General features: G+C 56.7%; 23 protein-coding genes. 14 read left to right on the forward strand and 9 right to left on the reverse strand.

Translation table 11 applies throughout. The features are described 5' to 3' along the window. Positions 1–33: 33 nt before the first annotated feature. Together GBC55_RS07525 and GBC55_RS07530 are read right to left on the reverse strand one after the other, a co-directional pair. The gene (locus tag GBC55_RS07525) at positions 34–243 is read right to left on the reverse strand and encodes a hypothetical protein (RefSeq protein ID WP_162437735.1); all 210 of its coding nucleotides are present in this window, start codon (positions 241–243) and stop codon (positions 34–36) included. Between the two features lie 54 nt (positions 244–297). After that, positions 298–1050: a carbonic anhydrase gene (locus GBC55_RS07530; protein WP_162437734.1), complete on the reverse strand. Its 753-nt coding sequence runs from the start codon at positions 1048–1050 to the stop codon at positions 298–300. A 239-nt stretch (positions 1051–1289) separates the two neighbouring features. Between GBC55_RS07530 and GBC55_RS07535 the strand changes: the two genes are divergently transcribed. Next, entirely contained in the window at positions 1290–1745 is a 456-nt protein-coding gene (locus tag GBC55_RS07535) for a DUF2214 family protein (RefSeq protein WP_162437733.1), read from the forward strand. Positions 1746–1834: 89 nt separating this feature from the next. Here the strand turns inward: GBC55_RS07535 and csrA are convergent, their stop codons facing one another. After that, positions 1835–2026 (reverse strand): carbon storage regulator CsrA, encoded by a 192-nt coding sequence (csrA, locus tag GBC55_RS07540; RefSeq protein ID WP_045057924.1) that lies wholly within the window; start codon positions 2024–2026, stop codon positions 1835–1837. Between the two features lie 250 nt (positions 2027–2276). Here csrA and GBC55_RS07545 point away from each other — a divergent pair, with 250 nt between their 5' ends. Further along, positions 2277–2642, forward strand: a complete 366-nt coding sequence (locus GBC55_RS07545) for an SPOR domain-containing protein (RefSeq protein ID WP_162437732.1) — start codon at positions 2277–2279, stop codon at positions 2640–2642. 243 nt (positions 2643–2885) lie between these two features. Here the strand turns inward: GBC55_RS07545 and GBC55_RS07550 are convergent, their stop codons facing one another. From GBC55_RS07550 to GBC55_RS07560, 3 genes are all read right to left on the reverse strand, one after another. Next, the gene (locus tag GBC55_RS07550; protein WP_162437731.1) at positions 2886–3575 is read right to left on the reverse strand and encodes an endonuclease I family protein; all 690 of its coding nucleotides are present in this window, start codon (positions 3573–3575) and stop codon (positions 2886–2888) included. 4 nt (positions 3576–3579) lie between these two features. Further along, complete coding sequence (locus GBC55_RS07555) at positions 3580–3819, reverse strand: DUF1654 domain-containing protein (protein WP_247266876.1); 240 nt, start codon at positions 3817–3819, stop codon at positions 3580–3582. 167 nt (positions 3820–3986) lie between these two features. Further along, a complete protein-coding gene (locus GBC55_RS07560) occupies positions 3987–5075 on the reverse strand; it encodes an asparaginase (RefSeq protein ID WP_162437729.1) in 1089 nt (362 codons plus the stop codon). Between the two features lie 359 nt (positions 5076–5434). On the opposite strand from GBC55_RS07560, the gene GBC55_RS07565 reads away from it, so the two are divergent. From GBC55_RS07565 to GBC55_RS07600, 8 genes are all read left to right on the forward strand, one after another. Continuing rightward, a complete protein-coding gene (locus GBC55_RS07565) occupies positions 5435–5881 on the forward strand; it encodes a hypothetical protein (protein ID WP_162437728.1) in 447 nt (148 codons plus the stop codon). Between the two features lie 196 nt (positions 5882–6077). After that, entirely contained in the window at positions 6078–7034 is a 957-nt protein-coding gene (locus GBC55_RS07570; protein ID WP_162437727.1) for a sugar ABC transporter substrate-binding protein, read from the forward strand. 55 nt (positions 7035–7089) lie between these two features. Further along, positions 7090–8643, forward strand: a complete 1554-nt coding sequence (locus GBC55_RS07575) for a sugar ABC transporter ATP-binding protein (protein ID WP_162437726.1) — start codon at positions 7090–7092, stop codon at positions 8641–8643. After that, positions 8640–9617, forward strand: a complete 978-nt coding sequence (locus GBC55_RS07580) for an ABC transporter permease (RefSeq protein WP_162437725.1) — start codon at positions 8640–8642, stop codon at positions 9615–9617. The genes GBC55_RS07575 and GBC55_RS07580 overlap by 4 nt, the downstream gene beginning before the upstream one ends. Positions 9618–9620: 3 nt before the next feature. Then, entirely contained in the window at positions 9621–10640 is a 1020-nt protein-coding gene (locus tag GBC55_RS07585) for a LacI family DNA-binding transcriptional regulator (protein ID WP_162437724.1), read from the forward strand. 24 nt (positions 10641–10664) lie between these two features. Then, complete coding sequence (gene rbsK, locus GBC55_RS07590) at positions 10665–11582, forward strand: ribokinase (RefSeq protein ID WP_162437723.1); 918 nt, start codon at positions 10665–10667, stop codon at positions 11580–11582. Then, entirely contained in the window at positions 11579–11983 is a 405-nt protein-coding gene (rbsD, locus tag GBC55_RS07595; protein WP_162437722.1) for a D-ribose pyranase, read from the forward strand. Before rbsK ends, rbsD begins: the two co-directional genes overlap by 4 nt. Positions 11984–12028: 45 nt before the next feature. Beyond that, entirely contained in the window at positions 12029–13057 is a 1029-nt protein-coding gene (locus GBC55_RS07600; RefSeq protein WP_162437721.1) for a nucleoside hydrolase, read from the forward strand. A 31-nt stretch (positions 13058–13088) separates the two neighbouring features. On the opposite strand, the gene GBC55_RS07605 is transcribed toward GBC55_RS07600, so the two are convergent. After that, positions 13089–13301: a hypothetical protein gene (locus tag GBC55_RS07605; RefSeq protein ID WP_162437720.1), complete on the reverse strand. Its 213-nt coding sequence runs from the start codon at positions 13299–13301 to the stop codon at positions 13089–13091. Between the two features lie 132 nt (positions 13302–13433). Here GBC55_RS07605 and GBC55_RS07610 point away from each other — a divergent pair, with 132 nt between their 5' ends. Together GBC55_RS07610 and GBC55_RS07615 are read left to right on the forward strand one after the other, a co-directional pair. Then, the gene (locus GBC55_RS07610) at positions 13434–13739 is read left to right on the forward strand and encodes a hypothetical protein (protein WP_162437719.1); all 306 of its coding nucleotides are present in this window, start codon (positions 13434–13436) and stop codon (positions 13737–13739) included. A gap of 165 nt (positions 13740–13904) precedes the next feature. Continuing rightward, positions 13905–14225 (forward strand): I78 family peptidase inhibitor, encoded by a 321-nt coding sequence (locus GBC55_RS07615; protein WP_162437718.1) that lies wholly within the window; start codon positions 13905–13907, stop codon positions 14223–14225. A 72-nt stretch (positions 14226–14297) separates the two neighbouring features. On the opposite strand, the gene GBC55_RS07620 is transcribed toward GBC55_RS07615, so the two are convergent. Then, positions 14298–14510, reverse strand: coding sequence for a cold-shock protein (locus tag GBC55_RS07620; protein ID WP_003179963.1), 213 nt, complete (start codon positions 14508–14510; stop codon positions 14298–14300). A gap of 292 nt (positions 14511–14802) precedes the next feature. After that, positions 14803–15105, reverse strand: coding sequence for a hypothetical protein (locus tag GBC55_RS07625; RefSeq protein ID WP_162437717.1), 303 nt, complete (start codon positions 15103–15105; stop codon positions 14803–14805). A 374-nt stretch (positions 15106–15479) separates the two neighbouring features. Here GBC55_RS07625 and thrS point away from each other — a divergent pair, with 374 nt between their 5' ends. Both thrS and infC read left to right on the forward strand, forming a co-directional pair. Further along, positions 15480–17402 (forward strand): threonine--tRNA ligase, encoded by a 1923-nt coding sequence (thrS, locus tag GBC55_RS07630; RefSeq protein WP_010455934.1) that lies wholly within the window; start codon positions 15480–15482, stop codon positions 17400–17402. Then, positions 17402–17953 carry a translation initiation factor IF-3 gene (infC, locus tag GBC55_RS07635; protein ID WP_176469887.1) on the forward strand — a complete coding sequence of 184 codons (552 nt, stop codon included), beginning with the start codon at positions 17402–17404 and terminating at the stop codon, positions 17951–17953. Before thrS ends, infC begins: the two co-directional genes overlap by 1 nt. Positions 17954–17966 lie beyond the last annotated feature (13 nt).

The raw sequence follows: 17966 nt of genomic DNA on the forward strand, positions 1-17966 counted from the left end.
CGTCGGGGCTTTTTACTGAGCCCATGGTCGTTTTCAATGAAGCGTTTTAACCCTGCGACTTTCACCAATCCTGATCCGGTCCAGCGCACGGTTTAGAGCGTCCAGCGCATCCAGGAGGGCTTTCGCCTCGATTTCTCGACCCTCTCCCCAAAGGCGCTCAGCCATCTTGTTCAAGGCCTGGATAGCTCTCTCAATTTCGGCGGCAGTCACTGCCGCTGTACTTGCCACCTGTTTTGTCGGCATGCGTAACCCTTTCGTTGGGGTCTTCGTATCTGTTTTTTTTGCATCGATGGAGCTTCAAGCGATCAATTCGACTTTACCTGTTGCCAAGCGATAAATACCTCCCACTATCTTCAGTTTGCCCCTTGCGAGCGCGTCGGTCAGCAGGGGTGTGGCTTTCTTGAGGCGCTCGACCGAGTCTTTGACATTCTGCTCGGTCGCGTTTTCCGCGATATCTCCGGGTTGTTTGATCACTGTCTCAATCGAGGATTTGAGAGCGTCCGTCAGTTTCGGGATATGCCCTGGGAACACCGTTTGGTCTTTAACGGCTTTTATGCCCGCCTCGATGGCGCCGCAGCGCTCATGCCCCAGCACCAGAATGAGCGGGGTTCCCAGCACAGCAACACCGTACTCAATACTGGCCAGGCCTTCGTCAGTGACAAAGTTGCCAGCGACGCGTACAGCAAAGAGATCACCTCGCGCGGTGTCGAAGGCGTACTCGGGTGCAATGCGCGAGTCAGAGCAACTCAGCACTGCCACGAACGGGTTCTGGCCGGAAACCAGCGCTTCGCGTTCGTCCTTGAAGTCGTGTGTCACTGAGTTACCGCTGACGTACCGATCATTTCCCTCCATTAACCGCTTAAGCGCTTGATCCGGGGTGATGACGTTTTTCGGTTTGGGTGGTGCCGAAGGTATTTCGGCGGCCTGAATGATTCGGTTGGGCAATATACCTGCAAGTAGCAGGGCGCCGGCCCCTAATCCGGCAAGGCGCAGAAACTGGCGGCGCTCATTGAGTTTTGCAGCAGGTTTCGGATCACATGGCTCACACATGATTTTGTGTACTCGGTTCAGTGCGGTGGGAACAAGTGTTGTTGGATTTTGCCTGCAGGAACTTGTCGCACTGGCGTGTTGGAGTCCAGCGAGTCGCTGACGCCATGTATTTCTTCGGCTTCGCAGTCAGCCAGGTAGTTTGAACCTGCCAGGCGGCGAGTTCCGGAGCGGGTGCGCTACATCGTTTGATGGGCTACTACTGACAGACCGGCTCAATTCATTCCGATAGGAGTATCTAGATGCTGACCCACTGGTCTCTGGCTGCAATTCATCTGTTAGCGTTTGGATTGGGTTTTTGGGCTGTGCTGTCACGCGGTACTGCGTTCAGGCGCCTGTCTGCAGGGGTGGGGCAGGCTAAAAGCGTATTGATCGCGGATAATCTTTGGGGGATCTGCGCAGTCATTCTGCTGGTTACTGGTGGGACAAGAGCGTTTGGCGGGTATGAAAAGGGCACTGACTACTATCTTCAACAGCCACTGTTCCATTTGAAAATGACATTGTTCGTAGTGATTTTGCTATTGGAAGTAGCGCCGATGGTGACGCTGATCAAGTGGCGGATTGCATTGGCGAAAGGCAGGGCTATCGATGAACGTCGTGCAAAACTGTTTGCGCGAATCAGCCATGTCGAGGCGATGCTGGTGCTGCTGATGGTGGTAGCGGCCACGGGCATGGCGCGAGGGGTGGGATGGGGTTAGTCGGGGGGCAACAGCAGTCACGTTGCGCTTGAATCTTAGCCAGCCGTGGTTCGGAATGCGAACAGGCTGGCTACTGACTGCTGCGGAACTCAGTTTTGCGGTTTGTCCGGAGCGGTCAAACCAGCCTGAATGCGCTGGTAGATCTCTTCGCGGTGCACCGCAACGTCCTTCGGGGCGTTGATGCCAATCCTGACTTGCTGGCCGCTGACGCCGAGGATGGTGATCGTAATGTCATCGCCAATATTTATGCTTTCACCGACTTTGCGGGTGAGTATCAGCATGGTCTTCTCCTTGATTGCTTTGTAGGGCACCTGATTCGAACAGTGCAGAGGTCGGTGGTACGTATAGATTAGTGCGAAGTTTCACAGTTTGGGTGCCTCTTTCTGACGCGCAGATGCTGCATTAATTCCCAAGGCGTAACTATACAGAGGCCGCAACCATCATTCTCGTTGTTTTATGGCCATTTTGCGGCCCTAAAGAACTATTCATGAATGTTAAAATCCCGTCTTTTAGCCTTCAGAGGGAAGCGTCGTGCGCAAATTGGTCTTGGTAATCGCGGTACTGGCGTTGGCGGGATGCGGGGAAGGCAAGCGCGTTGAAGGGCAGAAGCCCCAGTCGGCGGTGTCGACCGCGCCGGTGACGGCTCCTGCACAGCAGTGGGATCTGGAAGTGCGGGGCGAGATTACCCAGGCAGTCAGCGATCTGAGTGGCTGGCTGATCGAGCACAGTTTTGTTGCCAATGTCATCAAGGAAAATGGCAAGACCCGCATTCTGATGGGGCCTTTCAATTCGAAAGCGGAGGCCGAGGCCAAACAGGCAGAGGTCGCCGCTGCGCTCACCCGGGCGAAAAAGCAGAACATTCAACTGCTGGTCGTGGAGCATGCGGTCGCGCAGTAACAGGCTTAATGCCGGCACCGTTAGTCTGAGTCCTAAGGAAGTGGAAAGGTGACGTGTTTCCAAGCACGGTTAATGAGTGCTTCTGTGGCCTCCACGAGCCCTTGCGAGCCTTTCGACGCGATCCTGCTTCAACAATCCACGCTCAGCCCTTTCCTGGTTACTGGCGCTACAACAAAGTTGGCGGCTAGAACGAAAAAAGGCCTCGAGGTTCATGCTCGAGGCCTTTGTGTTCCAAGCCAGCCGTCAGCCACAGGTTTTCATGTCCACCGGCCCGACAAACTCGTTGCCACGGCCCATGACGCACGCGACGGTTTGGTTGCGCTGAAGCTCCCAGGCCTGCACTGGATAGGTTTTGTTCCAGGCTTCGTAAAGCTGGCGGTCCTGTTTGGACAAGCGCAAACCGTACTGTTTGCTCATATAGAAGTACGTCCGGGCAATCATGCCGCGTATTGAAGGGCGCGGCATCACCTTCTTCGCCTTGAAGTCGACCTGGGTCAGGCACGACCCGTATTGACCGGTTTGTACCGGCAGCCAGCCGAAACTGAAATTGCTGCGATCACCGTTCACTTCGCCGATGCTGGGAACAAGGTTATGCAGATCGGCCTCGGCCTTCTGATAGACCGGGTCATAGCGTGTGCAGTTCTTGCGTCCGCCCTCTTGCCAGCATTGACGCTGATGGCCGATCTGCCAGGCCGGCACAATGTGCTCCCATTCAATGCGAGAAGCGCGTTTGGCACTTTTACGGGGTACATAACCACAGGCCGCGAGGTTCACCTTGTTGCCAGTGTATTTGCAGCCGCAATAGAACTCGGTCGATTGCGGGGCATAGAGTTTCCAGGCGACTTTCTTGGCTTCTTCAAAGGTTCGAGGGGCCGCAGCCTGGGCGCCCATGGCGCAGAACAAAAACAGCACAGCAAAAAAACGGACACTCATTGACTCAATCTTCCTTCGGCACAACCCAGAAAATCTGCACACCACCATCGTCGCGATAGGCGAGGGTGACGTTATCGTTTTCGTCGATTTCTTCGAGCAGTTGCTCCCACTCGTCCACCGGCTCGTCCGGCAGGCGAAAGATCAGCGCCGCTTTGGCTTTCTGAGCGGTAGGGGAATTGATGATTTTTTGAACGCGCATGCCCATGCGTGCATAGGCGTCCGGGGAGTCGGAAGTGGTGGCCACAAAATTATCCTTATTAAGCTGTACGTGCATACAGTATTAAACTGTAAGGATTATCGCAACTGCTTAAAATTCAAGAAAATCTTCTGACAGCGTTTTTCGTGGTTTGGTGTAGGACAGGAGAAATTTGTATCGAGGTGCCCGGCCGGAACCGGCCGGGCGAGGGTCAATCAGTATTCCCAGAACATCCGCTGCAGCTCTTTGCTGTCATTGGTCTTGGTCAGTGCGACCATGGCCAGGATGCGGGCTTTCTGTGGGTTCAGGTCGTGAGCCACAACCCAGTCGTACTTGTCGTCTGGCTGTTCGGCGTTACGCAGGACGAAACCACCGGCATTGACGTGAGAAGAGCGAATGATTTGTACGCCGTCCTTGCGCAGGGCCTGCAGGGTAGGGACCACTCGCGAGGACACCGAGCCATTGCCCGTGCCGGCGTGAATGATCGCTTTCGCACCCGACTGCGCCAGGGCTTTGTAGGCGGTATCGCTTACGTTGCCATACGAATAGGCAATTTCGACGTCGGGCAAGCTCTTGATGGTTTTGATGTCGAATTCCGAGTCCATGGTGTGGCGCTTGGCAGGCAAGCGGAACCAGTAGGATTTGCCTTCAACCACCATGCCTAGCGGCCCCCAGGCACTCTTGAATGCTTCGGTCTTGATGTTGATCATCTTGCTGACATCGCGACCCGACTGAATTTCGTCGTTCATGGTGACGAGCACGCCTTTGCCTCGCGCCTCTTTACTGCTGGCCACCGCCACGGCGTTGTACAGGTTCAACATGCCGTCAGCGGACATGGCAGTGCCTGGACGCATGGAGCCGACCACTATGATCGGCTTGTCGGTTTTTTCCACCAGGTTGAGGAAATAGGCGGTTTCTTCGAGAGTGTCGGTGCCGTGGGTGATGACGATGCCATCAACGTCTTTGCTGTCGGCCAGCTCCGCCACTCGACGACCCAGTTGCAGCAAGTTGTCGTTGGTAATGCTCTCCGAGGCGATTTGCATGACTTGTTCGCCGCGAACATTGGCCAATTGACTCAGCTCCGGAACGCCGGCGATCAATTGTTCGATACCGACTTTCGCCGCTTGATAAGTCGCACTGTTGGCCGCGCTGGCGCCTGCGCCGGCAATGGTGCCGCCGGTGGCGAGGATGACCACGTTAGCGAGCTTCTGTCGGGTTTCAACTTCTTTTGCCTGGAGGGCAGTCGGCAGGAGGAGCAAAAGGGCCAAGGCGCCCGGTACAAAGGTCTTCAAAGCAGATGTCATTATTTTTCTCTCTAGTGGTGAGACGGTGCAGAGTGCAGGTTCATCTAGATACGCCTCAGGTCGATCTGAACGCTTGAGGTGTAGGGAAAGGAGCAAGAGCTGTACCAGTAATATCCAGAGTTAATTTAATGATGTAACTAAATGATATATAAAGAATTTATTGATCTATGCAGCCGCTTGGTCGCAAAGAAACGTCCGGCTTTCCGAACGTATGCGGCTTTTCCGTTCGGCCCACCGAAAAGTGCTGCGCACCCTTTCTTGTCAGAAATTTCACTCGCTCATGTTTGCCAAATTACCTTTAAAGAAACTCGCGTAGCGGTCGATGCCTCCATACGGATCTTTTTTGGGAGGGAATTCAGATGTCGCTGACAATCAGTCCATCAAATGCGGCAGTTATCAATATTGGCGGTAAGACTGCAACGACAGTCGATACCCTGAATTACGATGCGACAGAGAAGGTCGCATCAGGCTCAGGGCTGGAAAATGGCGATAAAAAATCTGTCGGCGCAGCGGGTGTGCAGGGCGATTCAAAGACCGAAAGTACCGCCAGCACTCAAAGCATTACCGTGCAGATGCTGCTCAAGCGGATGAAAGAGCTGCAACAACAAATGCGTGAACAACAGCAGCAATTGGCGGCGACGCAAGCGGCGAGGTTTGCGAATGCAGAAGCCAAAATCACAGCCATCGTGTCGATCCAGCAACGAATCACCGGTACCGCCGCGGCAATTTCAGAAGTGGCGGCAGCCTTGGCAGCGGAGTTAACCAAAGGCGCTGCTACCGGCAATTTGGTTAGCACCTCGGCTTGATTTTCAGGTCTTGTTATTTCGGGTAACAACGAAAAATTGGCATTCTCGGTCGTTGACAAATCTCGGCCGGGTTCGCATAGTTCGGTCTACGCAAACGTTTGCGACATGTTTCAGACGGGCTGATTGCCTTAAAGAGCGTTGTTAAACCAACCTGCGCAAGCGTTGCTCACAATAATCATAAGATCGGAGTGAACCCATGAAGCTGCCATTCGCTGGACGCCTTCTCGCTGTCGCTGTGCTGGCTGCCGTATCTGCCGCTTTGCCTGTCTCATCGGCCTTCGCCGAAACCCCTGAGAAACCTAAAGTTGCGCTGGTCATGAAGTCGCTGGCCAACGAATTCTTCCTGACCATGGAAGACGGCGCCAAGGCTTACCAGAAAGATCATTCCGCAGATTTCGATCTGATCTCCAATGGCATCAAGGACGAGACCGACACCGCCGGACAAACGCGCATTGTCGAGCAAATGATCCTGGCCAAGGTCAACGCGCTGGTCATTGCACCCGCTGATTCCAAAGCCATGGTCCCGGTGATCAAGAAAGCGATCGATGCCGGTATCACCGTGATCAACATCGACAATCAACTCGATCCAGCCGTCGTCAAAAGCAAAAATATCACCGTGCCTTTTGTGGGGCCTGACAACCGCAAAGGCGCGCGTCTGGTCGGCGAGTATCTGGCCAAGCAACTGAAGGCCGGTGACGAAGTCGGCATCATTGAAGGCGTGTCCACCACCACCAATGCCCAGGCGCGCACCGCTGGTTTCAAGGACGCGATGGAAGCCGCCCAGATCAAGGTCGTTTCGTTGCAGTCCGGTGACTGGGAAATCGACAAAGGCAACAAGGTCGCCGCCTCGATTCTCAGCGAGTATCCGCAAGTCAAAGCCCTGCTGGCAGGTAACGACAGCATGGCCGTCGGTGCAGTGTCTGCCGTGCGCGCAGCAGGCAAGGCCGGCAAGGTGCAAGTGGTCGGCTATGACAACATCAACGCGATTAAACCGATGCTCAAGGATGGCCGTGTCCTGGCCACTGCGGACCAATTCGCCGCCAAGCAAGCAGTCTTCGGTATCGAAACCGCGTTGAAAATCATCAAGGGTGAGAAGGTCGACAGCGGTCCCAATGGCGTGATCGAAACTCCAGTCGAACTGGTGACCAAGTAGTCCTTCTGGTGACACTACGGTGCTCGCCCGTCTGGGCGAGTGCATGGAGATTTCTATGTCAGTTTCCGCCCCGAACGCTGTCCTCTCGGTCAACGGCATCGGTAAGACGTACGCCCAACCGGTCCTGACCGGCATCGACCTTACGCTCATGCGCGGGGAAGTGCTGGCGCTGACTGGTGAAAACGGCGCCGGGAAAAGCACGCTGTCGAAGATCATCGGTGGGCTGGTGACGCCGACGACCGGTCAGATGCAATTCCAGGGACAAGATTATCGTCCCGGCAGCCGGACCCAGGCTGAAGACCTGGGTATCCGCATGGTCATGCAAGAACTCAATCTGTTGCCGACCTTGTCGGTCGCGGAAAACCTGTTCCTCGATAACCTGCCCAGCAGCGGCGGCTGGATCAGTCGCAAGCAATTGCGCAAAGCGGCGATCGAAGCCATGGCCCAGGTCGGCCTGGACGCCATTGATCCGGACACGCTGGTAGGCGAACTTGGCATCGGTCACCAGCAAATGGTGGAGATCGCCCGCAACCTGATCGGCGACTGCCACGTGTTGATCCTCGATGAGCCGACCGCCATGTTGACGGCCCGCGAAGTCGAAATGCTGTTCGAGCAGATCACCCGCCTGCAAGCGCGTGGCGTCTCTATCATCTATATCTCGCATCGACTCGAAGAGCTGGCGCAAGTTGCCCAGCGCATTGCAGTACTGCGTGACGGCAACCTGGTCTGCATCGAACCGATGGCCAACTACAACAGCGAGCAACTGGTCACCTTGATGGTTGGCCGGGAACTGGGCGAGCACATGGACATGGGGCCGCGCAACATTGGCGCCCCCGCATTGACGGTCAAAGGGCTGACCCGTTCCGACAAGGTTCGCGACGTTTCTTTCGAAGTCCGTGCCGGTGAGATATTCGGGGTTTCCGGTTTGATCGGGGCAGGGCGCACCGAGTTGCTGCGCCTGATTTTCGGCGCGGACATTGCCGACAGCGGCACGGTAGCGCTGGGTTCACCGGCGCAGGTTGTCAGTATCCGCTCGCCAGCGGATGCCGTCGGTCACGGCATTGCTCTGATTACCGAAGACCGCAAAGGCGAAGGTTTGCTGCTGACTCAGTCGATCAGCGCCAACATCGCGTTGGGCAATATGCCGGTGATTTCCAGTGGCGGCATCGTCAACAATGGTGACGAAATGTCCCTGGCCCAACGCCAGATCGATGCCATGCGCATTCGCAGTTCCAGCCCGACGCAGCTGGTGTCGGAATTGTCCGGGGGTAACCAGCAGAAAGTCGTGATAGGGCGCTGGCTTGAGCGCGATTGTTCGGTGCTGTTGTTCGACGAGCCAACTCGCGGTATCGATGTGGGTGCAAAGTTCGACATCTATGCGTTGCTCGGTGAGCTGACTCGCCAGGGCAAGGCTCTGGTGGTGGTGTCCAGTGATCTGCGCGAACTGATGCTGATCTGCGACCGCATCGGCGTGCTGTCGGCGGGGCGCCTGATCGAAACCTTCGAGCGCGATACCTGGACCCAGGATGACTTGCTTGCAGCCGCGTTTGCCGGCTACCAAAAACGTGATGCGTTGCTCAACGAAGCGGCGCCAAGGGATCTTCCATGAAAACTGCAGCACCTGTCGGCAAACGTAGTGGCAACTTTTACGGCCTGGGCACCTATTTGGGGCTGGCCGGTGCCTTGCTGGCAATGATCGCGCTGTTCTCGGTCCTGAGCAGCCATTTCCTGTCCTACGACACGTTCAGCACCTTGGCCAACCAGATTCCGGACTTGATGGTGCTGGCCGTGGGCATGACCTTCGTGTTGATCATCGGCGGCATCGACCTGTCGGTGGGCTCGGTGTTGGCGCTTGCGGCGTCGGCGGTCAGCGTGGCGATTCTGGGCTGGGGCTGGAGCGTGCTGCCTGCGGCGTTGCTCGGCATGGCAGTTGCGGCGCTGGCCGGCACCATTACCGGTTCGATCACCGTGGCATGGCGCATTCCGTCGTTCATTGTTTCCCTGGGCGTGCTGGAAATGGCCCGCGGCGTGGCCTACCAAATGACCGGTTCGCGCACTGCGTACATTGGTGATTCTTTTGCATGGTTGTCCAACCCGATTGCATTTGGCATCTCGCCATCGTTCATCATCGCTTTGTTGATCATCATCATTGCTCAGGCAGTGTTGACCCGTACCGTGTTCGGTCGCTATCTGATCGGTATCGGCACCAATGAAGAAGCGGTGCGCCTGGCAGGGATCAATCCGAAGCCCTACAAGATTCTGGTGTTCAGTCTGATGGGGCTGCTGGCCGGTATTGCCGCACTGTTCCAGATTTCCCGGCTGGAAGCGGCGGATCCGAATGCCGGCTCAGGCCTGGAGTTGCAGGTGATCGCGGCGGTGGTGATCGGCGGCACCAGTTTGATGGGCGGCCGGGGTTCGGTGATCAGTACCTTCTTCGGCGTTCTGATCATCTCCGTCCTGGCGGCCGGGCTCGCACAGATCGGCGCAACGGAACCGACCAAACGGATCATCACCGGTGCAGTCATCGTGATCGCCGTGGTGCTGGATACTTATCGCAGTCAGCGCGCAAGCCGGCGGACCTGATTCATGGCAACTATCAAGGATGTCGCAGCGCTTGCAGGAATTTCCTACACCACGGTGTCTCACGTGGTGAACAAGACACGGCCGGTCAGCGAAGAAGTGCGGATCAAAGTCGAGGCGGCGATCAAAAGCCTCGACTACGTGCCTAGCGCGGTCGCCCGGTCGTTGAAGGCGAAAACCACGGCGACCATCGGGTTGCTGGTGCCTAACAGCCTCAACCCATACTTCGCCGAACTCGCGCGCGGCATCGAGGATTATTGTGAGCGCAATGGCTACTGCGTGATTCTTTGCAACTCCGACGATAATCCGGACAAACAGCGCAGCTACCTGCGGGTATTGCTGGAAAAGCGCATTGACGGACTGATCGTGGCATCGGCCGGTGGGGATGCCGGGCTGGCGGAAGGTCTCGCCGGTGTGCGCACTCCCATGGTGATTGTCGACCGTAATCTGGAAGGCGTGAATGCCGACCTGGTACGCATCGATCACGAATATGGCGCGTACCTGGCGACGCGTCATTTGCTGGAACTCGGGCATCGGGACATCGCGACGATCGGCGGGCCGGCGAGTACCAGTGTGGCCCAGATGCGTCTGGCCGGTTTTAGCCGGGCCTTGAAAGAGGCGGGCGTCGACGTAGCACCGGAGCGCAGGCTTGAAAGCGACTTCACCAGCACGGGAGGTTACAGCGCGGCTGCGATCCTGCTGGAAAACAATCCGCCCACCGCTATTTTCGCCGGTAACGACATGATCGGTATCGGCGTGTTGCGAGCCGCTGCCGAGCGCAATATTCGCGTGCCAAGCGAGTTGTCGGTCATCGGCTTCGACGACATCCAGATGAGCCGTTATGTCTACCCGGCCTTGACGACCGTGGGGCAGTCGATCCTGCAGCTCGGGGAGATGGCCGCTGAAGTGCTTTTGCGAAGGATCGCCACACCGGACATGGCCACCGATCAACGGATCGTGACGCCCAGCATTGTCCTGCGAGAATCGACTGCGCCATTGGCCGGGGTGTTCTCGGAATATCGCTAAACCAGAATTGACGAGTAGTGACGAATGTCAGCAAAAGTAGTGGTAATAGGCAGCCTGAACATGGACCTGGTCACCCGGGCGCCAAGGCTGCCCCAAGGCGGCGAAACGCTGATCGGTAACTCCTTTGCCACAGTGTCCGGCGGCAAGGGCGCCAATCAGGCCGTTGCTGCGGCAAGGCTCGGTGCGCAGGTGTCGATGGTCGGCTGCGTTGGCAGCGATGCCTACGGCGAGGAGTTGCGCGGCGCGTTGCTCGCCGAGCAGATCGACTGCCAGGCGGTCACTTGCGTAGAAGGGTCGAGCGGCGTGGCGTTGATCGTGGTCGACGACAACAGCCAGAACGCAATCGTGATCGTCGCAGGTGCCAACGGTGCGCTGACGCCTGCGGTCATCGGTTGCTTCGATCCCGTCCTGCAGGCTGCCGACGTGATCATCTGTCAGCTTGAGATCCCTGATGCCACCGTTGGTCATGCGCTCAAGCGCGGGCGAGAGCTGGGTAAAACCGTGATCCTCAACCCGGCGCCTGCCAGTCATCCGCTGCCAGCGGATTGGTATGCGGCCATCGACTACCTCATCCCCAATGAAAGCGAAGCCGCAGCCTTGAGCGGTTTGCCTGTGAACTCTCTGGAAACCGCCAAAGCTGCTGCCACTCGGCTGATTGCCCTGGGCGCCGGCAAAGTGATCATCACGCTCGGTGCTCAAGGCTCGCTGTTTGCCAGTGGCAGCCGCTTCGAACACTTTCCGGCGCCCCAGGTGAAGGCTGTCGACACCACGGCAGCTGGCGACACCTTTGTCGGTGGATTCGCCGCCGCACTGGCGACGGGCCAAAACGAAGTCGACGCGATCCGTTTCGGCCAGATTGCCGCTGCGCTATCGGTGACCCGAGCTGGCGCGCAACCTTCGATTCCCACGTTACTCGACGTACAGGCCTTTAAAACACAATGAAGAAGACACCTTTGCTCAACGTCGCGCTTTCGCGGCTGATCGCGTCACTGGGGCATGGCGACATGATCGTGATCGGCGATGCCGGTCTACCGGTGCCTGCAGGAGTGGAACTGATCGATCTGGCGTTGACCCACGGCATCCCGGACTTCACCAGTACCCTGAAGGTCGTGCTCAGTGAAATGCAGGTGGAAAGCCATGTGTTGGCCCAGGAGATTCTCGACAAAAAGCCGACGGCACTGGCGGCTTTGGATGAGCTGAATGCCGCCGGCGATCTGGGGCGGCGTGAGCTGCTCAGCCACGACCAATTCAAGGTGCTTAGCCGGCAGGCGCGAGCGGTGATTCGTACCGGCGAATGCCAGCCTTACTGCAACATCGTCCTGATATCGGGCGTTACGTTTTAACAGTCCTTTGACTCATTTTGTTTCCCCACGCACAAGGAGTGCGCTATGCACCGCTATGCTCAGAAACTGCACCAAATGCTTCGGAGTCTTCTGCTTTTGTCCCTGATTACTGCTACAAGCGCCCAGGCGGCGGAAAAAATCGATTTGATCATCGACACCGACCCCGGTGCGGATGACGTGGTTGCCTTGTTGTTCGCCCTGGCCTCGCCGGAAGAGCTGAATATTCGAGCGCTGACCACCGTGGCCGGCAATGTGCGGCTGGACAAGACTTCCCGTAATGCGCGGCTGGCTCGTGAGTGGGCGGGGCGCGAAGAGGTGCCGGTCTATGCCGGTGCCCCGAGGCCGCTGATGCGCACGCCTATCTATGCCGAGAACATTCATGGCAAGGAAGGTCTGTCGGGTGTCACGGTGCACGAACCCAAGAAAGGCCTGGCCGAGGGTAACGCGGTTAATTATCTGATCGATACCTTGAAAGCAGCCAAACCCCACAGCATCACGATCGCCATGCTTGGCCCGCAGACCAACCTTGCGCTGGCGCTGATCCAGGAGCCTGAAATCGTTCAGGGCATCAAGGAAGTGGTGATTATGGGCGGCGCCCATTTCAATGGCGGCAATATCACCCCGGTGGCCGAGTTCAACCTGTTCGCCGACCCGCAGGCTGCGGAAGTCGTTCTTAAAAGCGGTGTGAAGCTGACTTATCTGCCGCTGGATGTAACTCATAAAATCCTCACCAGCGAAGCGCGGCTGAAACAGATCGCGGCACTCAACAACAACGCCAGCAAGCTGGTGGGCGATATTCTCAATGAATACGTCAAGGGCGATATGGAGCACTACGGCATTCCCGGCGGCCCGGTGCATGACGCCACGGTCGTCGCTTACCTGCTCAAGCCAGAGTTGTTCACGGGGCGATCGGTCAACGTAGTGGTTGATAGCCGTGAAGGTCCGACTTTCGGCCAGACTATCGTCGACTGGTATGACGGCCTGAAAGCGCCGAAGAACGCTTTCTGGGTTGAGAGCGGGGATGCTCAGGGTTTCTTCGACCTGCTGACCCAGCGTCTGGCCCGTTTGAAATAAGATTCGCCCGCAGGCGCCAGCCTGCGGGGTTTTACCCTCGCCCTGACTGCGTCACACCCATATAGTCTGGGGGGTACTTCTCGAAGATCTGCGCGATAAATGACTGCGCTGCTTCGGTACCAAGTTCCTTGACCAAAAGATCTATGCCGATAATTGCCAACTCTTCCGGGCTGCCGGGGCTGTAGGAGCTGTGACCCTGCGGCCACTTGGCTTTGATGTCGGCGTCGATACTTACGGTGGTCATGAAGGCGCTCGTGAAGTCGGGGATGTCTGGCTGTGGAGTTAACCATTTTGCGCGGCATTTGGCACTCCGACTTAGGCATGAGAAGAGGGCTATGCGACACTTGGCCTTTGTAGACTCTCCAAGGACCTCGTTGTGCAGATCGATTTGAACACGCCTGGCGGCTTGACCCTCGAGTCCGTCCGTCAACTCCTGGCCTCTGCCAGTGATGATGAACACACTCAGCTGCGGGTGACCAAAGGCGGTATCGCCTACCTGTCTTCCGGCATTGTTGGCGGCACCGATATTGGCGGGCTGCTGTTTCGTCTGGAGACCTGGGCGAAAGGCTCCGGCTATGTCGGACGAGTCGCTGCCAGCGATGAGGTTTGGGTCATGCAAATCTTCAACGCGCTCAAGGAGAACTGGCCGAACCCGCCGTTCGACTACATCGACGTGTATTAAGGACTGTTCATATCCGGTCACGATTGAGGGATGAACAACTCTCGAGCGCTCGGGCAAACTCTGCGTTTAATTCGTTGAGGGCAAGGTGCTACCACGTTGGGTGAAACCAAACGTCGGAACGGTGGTCGCACAATCTCAGCATAACTATTGAAAAGAGGAGGCTGCATGCCTTGGAAGTTCGCGTCATTGGGTATTTTGTTGGGCGCCACGTTGCTGGCTGGTTGCAGCAGTACGTCTACCGAGTCGGCAACTGACCCTGTCACGACGACTGACGCAGGTCATAGCCGTTGCGAAGCAAAGGCAGCCGAATTCACCATCGGCAAAAAGGCTTCCGCTGAATTGCTGGAACAGGCGCGTACCCGCGCAGGCGCACAAAATGCCCGGTTTCTGATGCCCGACGACATGGTCACTCTGGAATACCGCTCTGACCGCTTGAACCTGAACACCGATGCCAATCGGGTGGTCACGCGCGTCAACTGCGGCTGATTGCTCCGGACTTTTGTTTGACCCATAAAAAACCCCGTCACATGGACGGGGTTTTTTTAGTGCGCCTGGAAATTACTCTGGGCGAACTTGAGCAGCTTGCATACCCTTTTGGCCTTTCTCAGCCACGAAGGAAACAGTCTGGCCTTCTTTCAGGCTTTTGAAACCGTCGCTTTCGATAGCTTTGAAGTGTACGAACAGGTCGTCACCGCCACCTTGAGGAGTGATGAAGCCGAAGCCTTTTTCATCGTTGAACCATTTAACGGTGCCGGTTTGGCGATTAGACATGGTGTATCTCCAAGAAACATATATTTTCAGTAGTACTGTGCTGCTCAGGCCAACTGGGCACACCGGGGTATCATAGTCGAAATGTTCGCTTTGGGAGCCCCCCGGAGGAGCTGTTTGCCCCGCTGTCACGCTTTTCTTGTTGCTTGAATCGGCTGAAAGCCCCGGTTTAAAGGGCTTTCAGTCGAAAGTAAAGACGATAAAAAAAGCTGTAAAACCTGCATAAATTGTACGAAAAAACGATTTTCAGGGGCTTTTCATGGGTCGCTGAGCCCCTCAAAGCGCGTCTTTGCGCTTATTTTTTTGCCTTGTTATCGGCCTTGCAGGAAGAAATCTGGGTCAGTGCTTTTTGTTTCAGGGCATCACTGGCCTTGTTGTCCATCAATGCCTGAATGTCGCTGGCCGGGTACGACTTGATTGCATCAGCACCGCAAGCGCAGTGGGCTTTTGCCGCGGCCGCGCCAATCTGCGGGGTGGCCGCCTGGGTGCACTGAGCCATGTATTTCTCGCGCTCGCCCTTGGGCCAGTCGGCATGGGCAGTCAGCGGCAGCAGCAGGACTACGGGGGCGATGACGGCGAATAAACGATTCAGACGCATGCTGGGATGCTCCTTGTGGGTCAATGTCTTGTTATCTGAGGGGTAAAGCCGGGTTCAAGTTCAGCACTCTGGCACAAAATTGCCCGATCTGCCCTTGTCTAAAGGCTCGTTGCATCGACGACCGTTCATCTGTGCTAGCATGCCCCGCTCGGGCGTTTGCAGGCTCCGGATGACCTTCAGTCCCGGCAGCGGCAGATGACCGAATAACCCTGATTTGAATCCCAGTCACTCTGGTTCGGTTTTCCGGTTGGCCGCAAGGCTCCTGCCGCTGTAAGGCAGGCGTTCGTTATTGAATGGCCTGGACCGGATCTTGTACTGGCTCATCCCAACCCACGTGACCTTTGGTAGGGGTCACCACTAGGAGAGGAGGCGCCATGCCAACTATTACTCTTCCCGACGGCAGTCAACGTTCATTCGATCACCCGGTTTCCGTAGCCGAGGTCGCCGCATCCATTGGTGCCGGTCTGGCCAAAGCCACCGTGGCCGGCAAGGTCAATGGCAAGCTGGTTGACGCCAGCGACATCATCGACAGCGATTCCACGCTGCAAATCATTACGCCAAAGGATGAAGAGGGGCTGGAGATCATTCGCCACTCTTGCGCCCATCTGGTTGGCCATGCGGTCAAGCAGTTGTACCCGACGGCCAAAATGGTCATCGGGCCGGTCATTGACGAAGGCTTCTATTACGACATCGCCTTCGAGCGTCCTTTCACCCCGGACGACCTGGCCGCCATCGAACAGCGCATGCAGCAGCTGATCGAGAAAGATTACGACGTGATCAAGAAAGTCACTCCGCGCGCCGAAGTGATCGAAGTGTTCAAGGCCCGCGGCGAAGACTACAAGCTGCGCCTGGTCGAGGACATGCCGAATGAGCAGGCCATGGGCCTGTACTATCACGAAGAATACGTCGACATGTGCCGCGGTCCACACGTGCCGAACACCCGCTTCCTGAAGTCGTTCAAGCTGACCAAGTTGTCGGGCGCCTACTGGCGTGGCGATGCCAAAAACGAGCAATTACAGCGCGTCTACGGCACTGCATGGGCCGACAAGAAGCAGCTGGCGGCTTACATTCAGCGCATCGAAGAAGCTGAAAAGCGCGACCACCGCAAGATCGGCAAGCGTCTGGGCCTGTTCCACACCCAGGAAGAGTCGCCGGGCATGGTGTTCTGGCACCCGAACGGCTGGACGCTGTACCAGGTGCTCGAGCAGTACATGCGCAAGGTTCAGCGCGACAACGGTTACCTGGAGATCAAGACTCCCCAGGTCGTTGACCGTAGCCTGTGGGAGAAATCCGGGCACTGGGCCAACTACGCCGACAACATGTTCACCACCCAGTCGGAAAACCGCGATTACGCGATCAAGCCGATGAACTGCCCTTGCCACGTGCAGGTCTTCAATCAGGGCCTGAAAAGCTACCGCGAGCTGCCGATGCGTCTGGCCGAGTTCGGTGCCTGCCACCGTAACGAGCCATCGGGTGCATTGCACGGCATCATGCGCGTGCGTGCGTTCACTCAGGACGACGCCCACATCTTCTGCACAGAAGAGCAGATGCAGGCCGAATCCGCTGCATTCATCAAGCTGACCATGGACGTCTACGCCGATTTCGGCTTTAAAGACGTCGAAATGAAACTGTCCACTCGTCCGGAAAAACGCGTGGGTTCCGACGAGCTGTGGGATCGCGCCGAAGCCGCATTGGCTGCAGCCCTTGATAGTGCTGGCCTGCCGTACGATCTGCAGCCGGGAGAAGGGGCGTTCTACGGTCCGAAGATCGAGTTCTCGCTGAAAGATTGCCTTGGCCGTGTCTGGCAGTGTGGTACCCTTCAGCTCGATTTTAACCTGCCTGTCCGTCTGGGAGCCGAATACGTCTCCGAAGACAACAGTCGCAAGCACCCGGTTATGTTGCACCGGGCGATCCTCGGTTCCTTCGAACGTTTTGTCGGAATCCTGATCGAGCACTACGAGGGCGCGTTCCCTGCGTGGCTGGCTCCGACCCAGGCAGTGATTATGAATATCACTGATAAACAAGCGGATTTCGCTGCTGAAGTTGAAAAAACTCTCAACGAAAGCGGATTTCGTGCCAAGTCTGACTTGAGAAATGAAAAGATCGGCTTTAAAATCCGCGAGCATACTTTGCTCAAGGTTCCCTATCTCTTGGTTATCGGAGATCGGGAAGTCGAGATGCAGACTGTCGCTGTGCGTACTCGTGAAGGTGCTGACCTGGGCTCGATGCCCGTCGCCCAGTTCGCTGAGTTTCTCGCGCAAGCGGTTTCCCGGCGTGGTCGCCCAGATTCGGAGTAATTACTATTAAGCGTGAAATGAGACAAGATAAACGAGCTGCACCGAAAGCCCCGATCAACGAGAATATCTCGGCACGCGAGGTTCGGTTAATTGGGGCTGAAGGCGAGCAGCTTGGGATTGTGTCAATTGAAGACGCGCTTCTTAAGGCTGAAGAAGCCAAGCTCGATTTGGTGGAAATTTCCGCCGATGCAGTACCTCCTGTCTGCAAGCTGATGGACTACGGCAAATCGATCTTCGAGAAGAAGAAGCAGGTTGCCGCAGCCAAGAAGAACCAGAAGCAGATTCAGGTTAAAGAAATCAAGTTTCGTCCAGGGACGGAGGAAGGGGATTACCAGGTAAAACTGCGCAACCTGGTACGTTTCCTGAGTGATGGGGACAGGGCCAAGGTATCCTTGCGATTCCGCGGCCGTGAGATGGCCCACCAGGAGCTGGGGATGGAACTCCTCAAGCGAGTTGAAGGTGACTTGCTCGAGTACGGTTCGGTCGAACAGCATCCTAAGATGGAAGGACGCCAGCTGATCATGGTCATCGCCCCGAAAAAGAAGAAGTAATCAATAGGGCACG

It is taken from the genome of Pseudomonas sp. TNT3, assembly GCF_010095445.2.
GTDB lineage: Bacteria > Pseudomonadota > Gammaproteobacteria > Pseudomonadales > Pseudomonadaceae > Aquipseudomonas.

Excerpts from the sequence above, each read along its gene's own strand:
- GBC55_RS07615 (WP_162437718.1), top strand. The coding sequence starts at position 13,905 with ATGCCTTGGAAGTTCGCGTCATTGGGTATTTTGTTGGGCGCCACGTTG.
- GBC55_RS07620 (WP_003179963.1), bottom strand. The coding sequence starts at position 14,510 with ATGTCTAATCGCCAAACCGGCACCGTTAAATGGTTCAACGATGAAAAA.
- GBC55_RS07575 (WP_162437726.1), top strand. The coding sequence starts at position 7,090 with ATGTCAGTTTCCGCCCCGAACGCTGTCCTCTCGGTCAACGGCATCGGT.
- csrA (WP_045057924.1), bottom strand. The coding sequence starts at position 2,026 with ATGCTGATACTCACCCGCAAAGTCGGTGAAAGCATAAATATTGGCGAT.
- GBC55_RS07570 (WP_162437727.1), top strand. The coding sequence starts at position 6,078 with ATGAAGCTGCCATTCGCTGGACGCCTTCTCGCTGTCGCTGTGCTGGCT.
- GBC55_RS07580 (WP_162437725.1), top strand. The coding sequence starts at position 8,640 with ATGAAAACTGCAGCACCTGTCGGCAAACGTAGTGGCAACTTTTACGGC.
- GBC55_RS07565 (WP_162437728.1), top strand. The coding sequence starts at position 5,435 with ATGTCGCTGACAATCAGTCCATCAAATGCGGCAGTTATCAATATTGGC.
- GBC55_RS07535 (WP_162437733.1), top strand. The coding sequence starts at position 1,290 with ATGCTGACCCACTGGTCTCTGGCTGCAATTCATCTGTTAGCGTTTGGA.
- GBC55_RS07605 (WP_162437720.1), bottom strand. The coding sequence starts at position 13,301 with ATGACCACCGTAAGTATCGACGCCGACATCAAAGCCAAGTGGCCGCAG.
- rbsD (WP_162437722.1), top strand. The coding sequence starts at position 11,579 with ATGAAGAAGACACCTTTGCTCAACGTCGCGCTTTCGCGGCTGATCGCG.
- GBC55_RS07625 (WP_162437717.1), bottom strand. The coding sequence starts at position 15,105 with ATGCGTCTGAATCGTTTATTCGCCGTCATCGCCCCCGTAGTCCTGCTG.
- thrS (WP_010455934.1), top strand. The coding sequence starts at position 15,480 with ATGCCAACTATTACTCTTCCCGACGGCAGTCAACGTTCATTCGATCAC.
- rbsK (WP_162437723.1), top strand. The coding sequence starts at position 10,665 with ATGTCAGCAAAAGTAGTGGTAATAGGCAGCCTGAACATGGACCTGGTC.
- GBC55_RS07560 (WP_162437729.1), bottom strand. The coding sequence starts at position 5,075 with ATGACATCTGCTTTGAAGACCTTTGTACCGGGCGCCTTGGCCCTTTTG.
- GBC55_RS07525 (WP_162437735.1), bottom strand. The coding sequence starts at position 243 with ATGCCGACAAAACAGGTGGCAAGTACAGCGGCAGTGACTGCCGCCGAA.
- GBC55_RS07530 (WP_162437734.1), bottom strand. The coding sequence starts at position 1,050 with ATGTGTGAGCCATGTGATCCGAAACCTGCTGCAAAACTCAATGAGCGC.
- GBC55_RS07600 (WP_162437721.1), top strand. The coding sequence starts at position 12,029 with ATGCACCGCTATGCTCAGAAACTGCACCAAATGCTTCGGAGTCTTCTG.
- GBC55_RS07550 (WP_162437731.1), bottom strand. The coding sequence starts at position 3,575 with ATGAGTGTCCGTTTTTTTGCTGTGCTGTTTTTGTTCTGCGCCATGGGC.
- GBC55_RS07585 (WP_162437724.1), top strand. The coding sequence starts at position 9,621 with ATGGCAACTATCAAGGATGTCGCAGCGCTTGCAGGAATTTCCTACACC.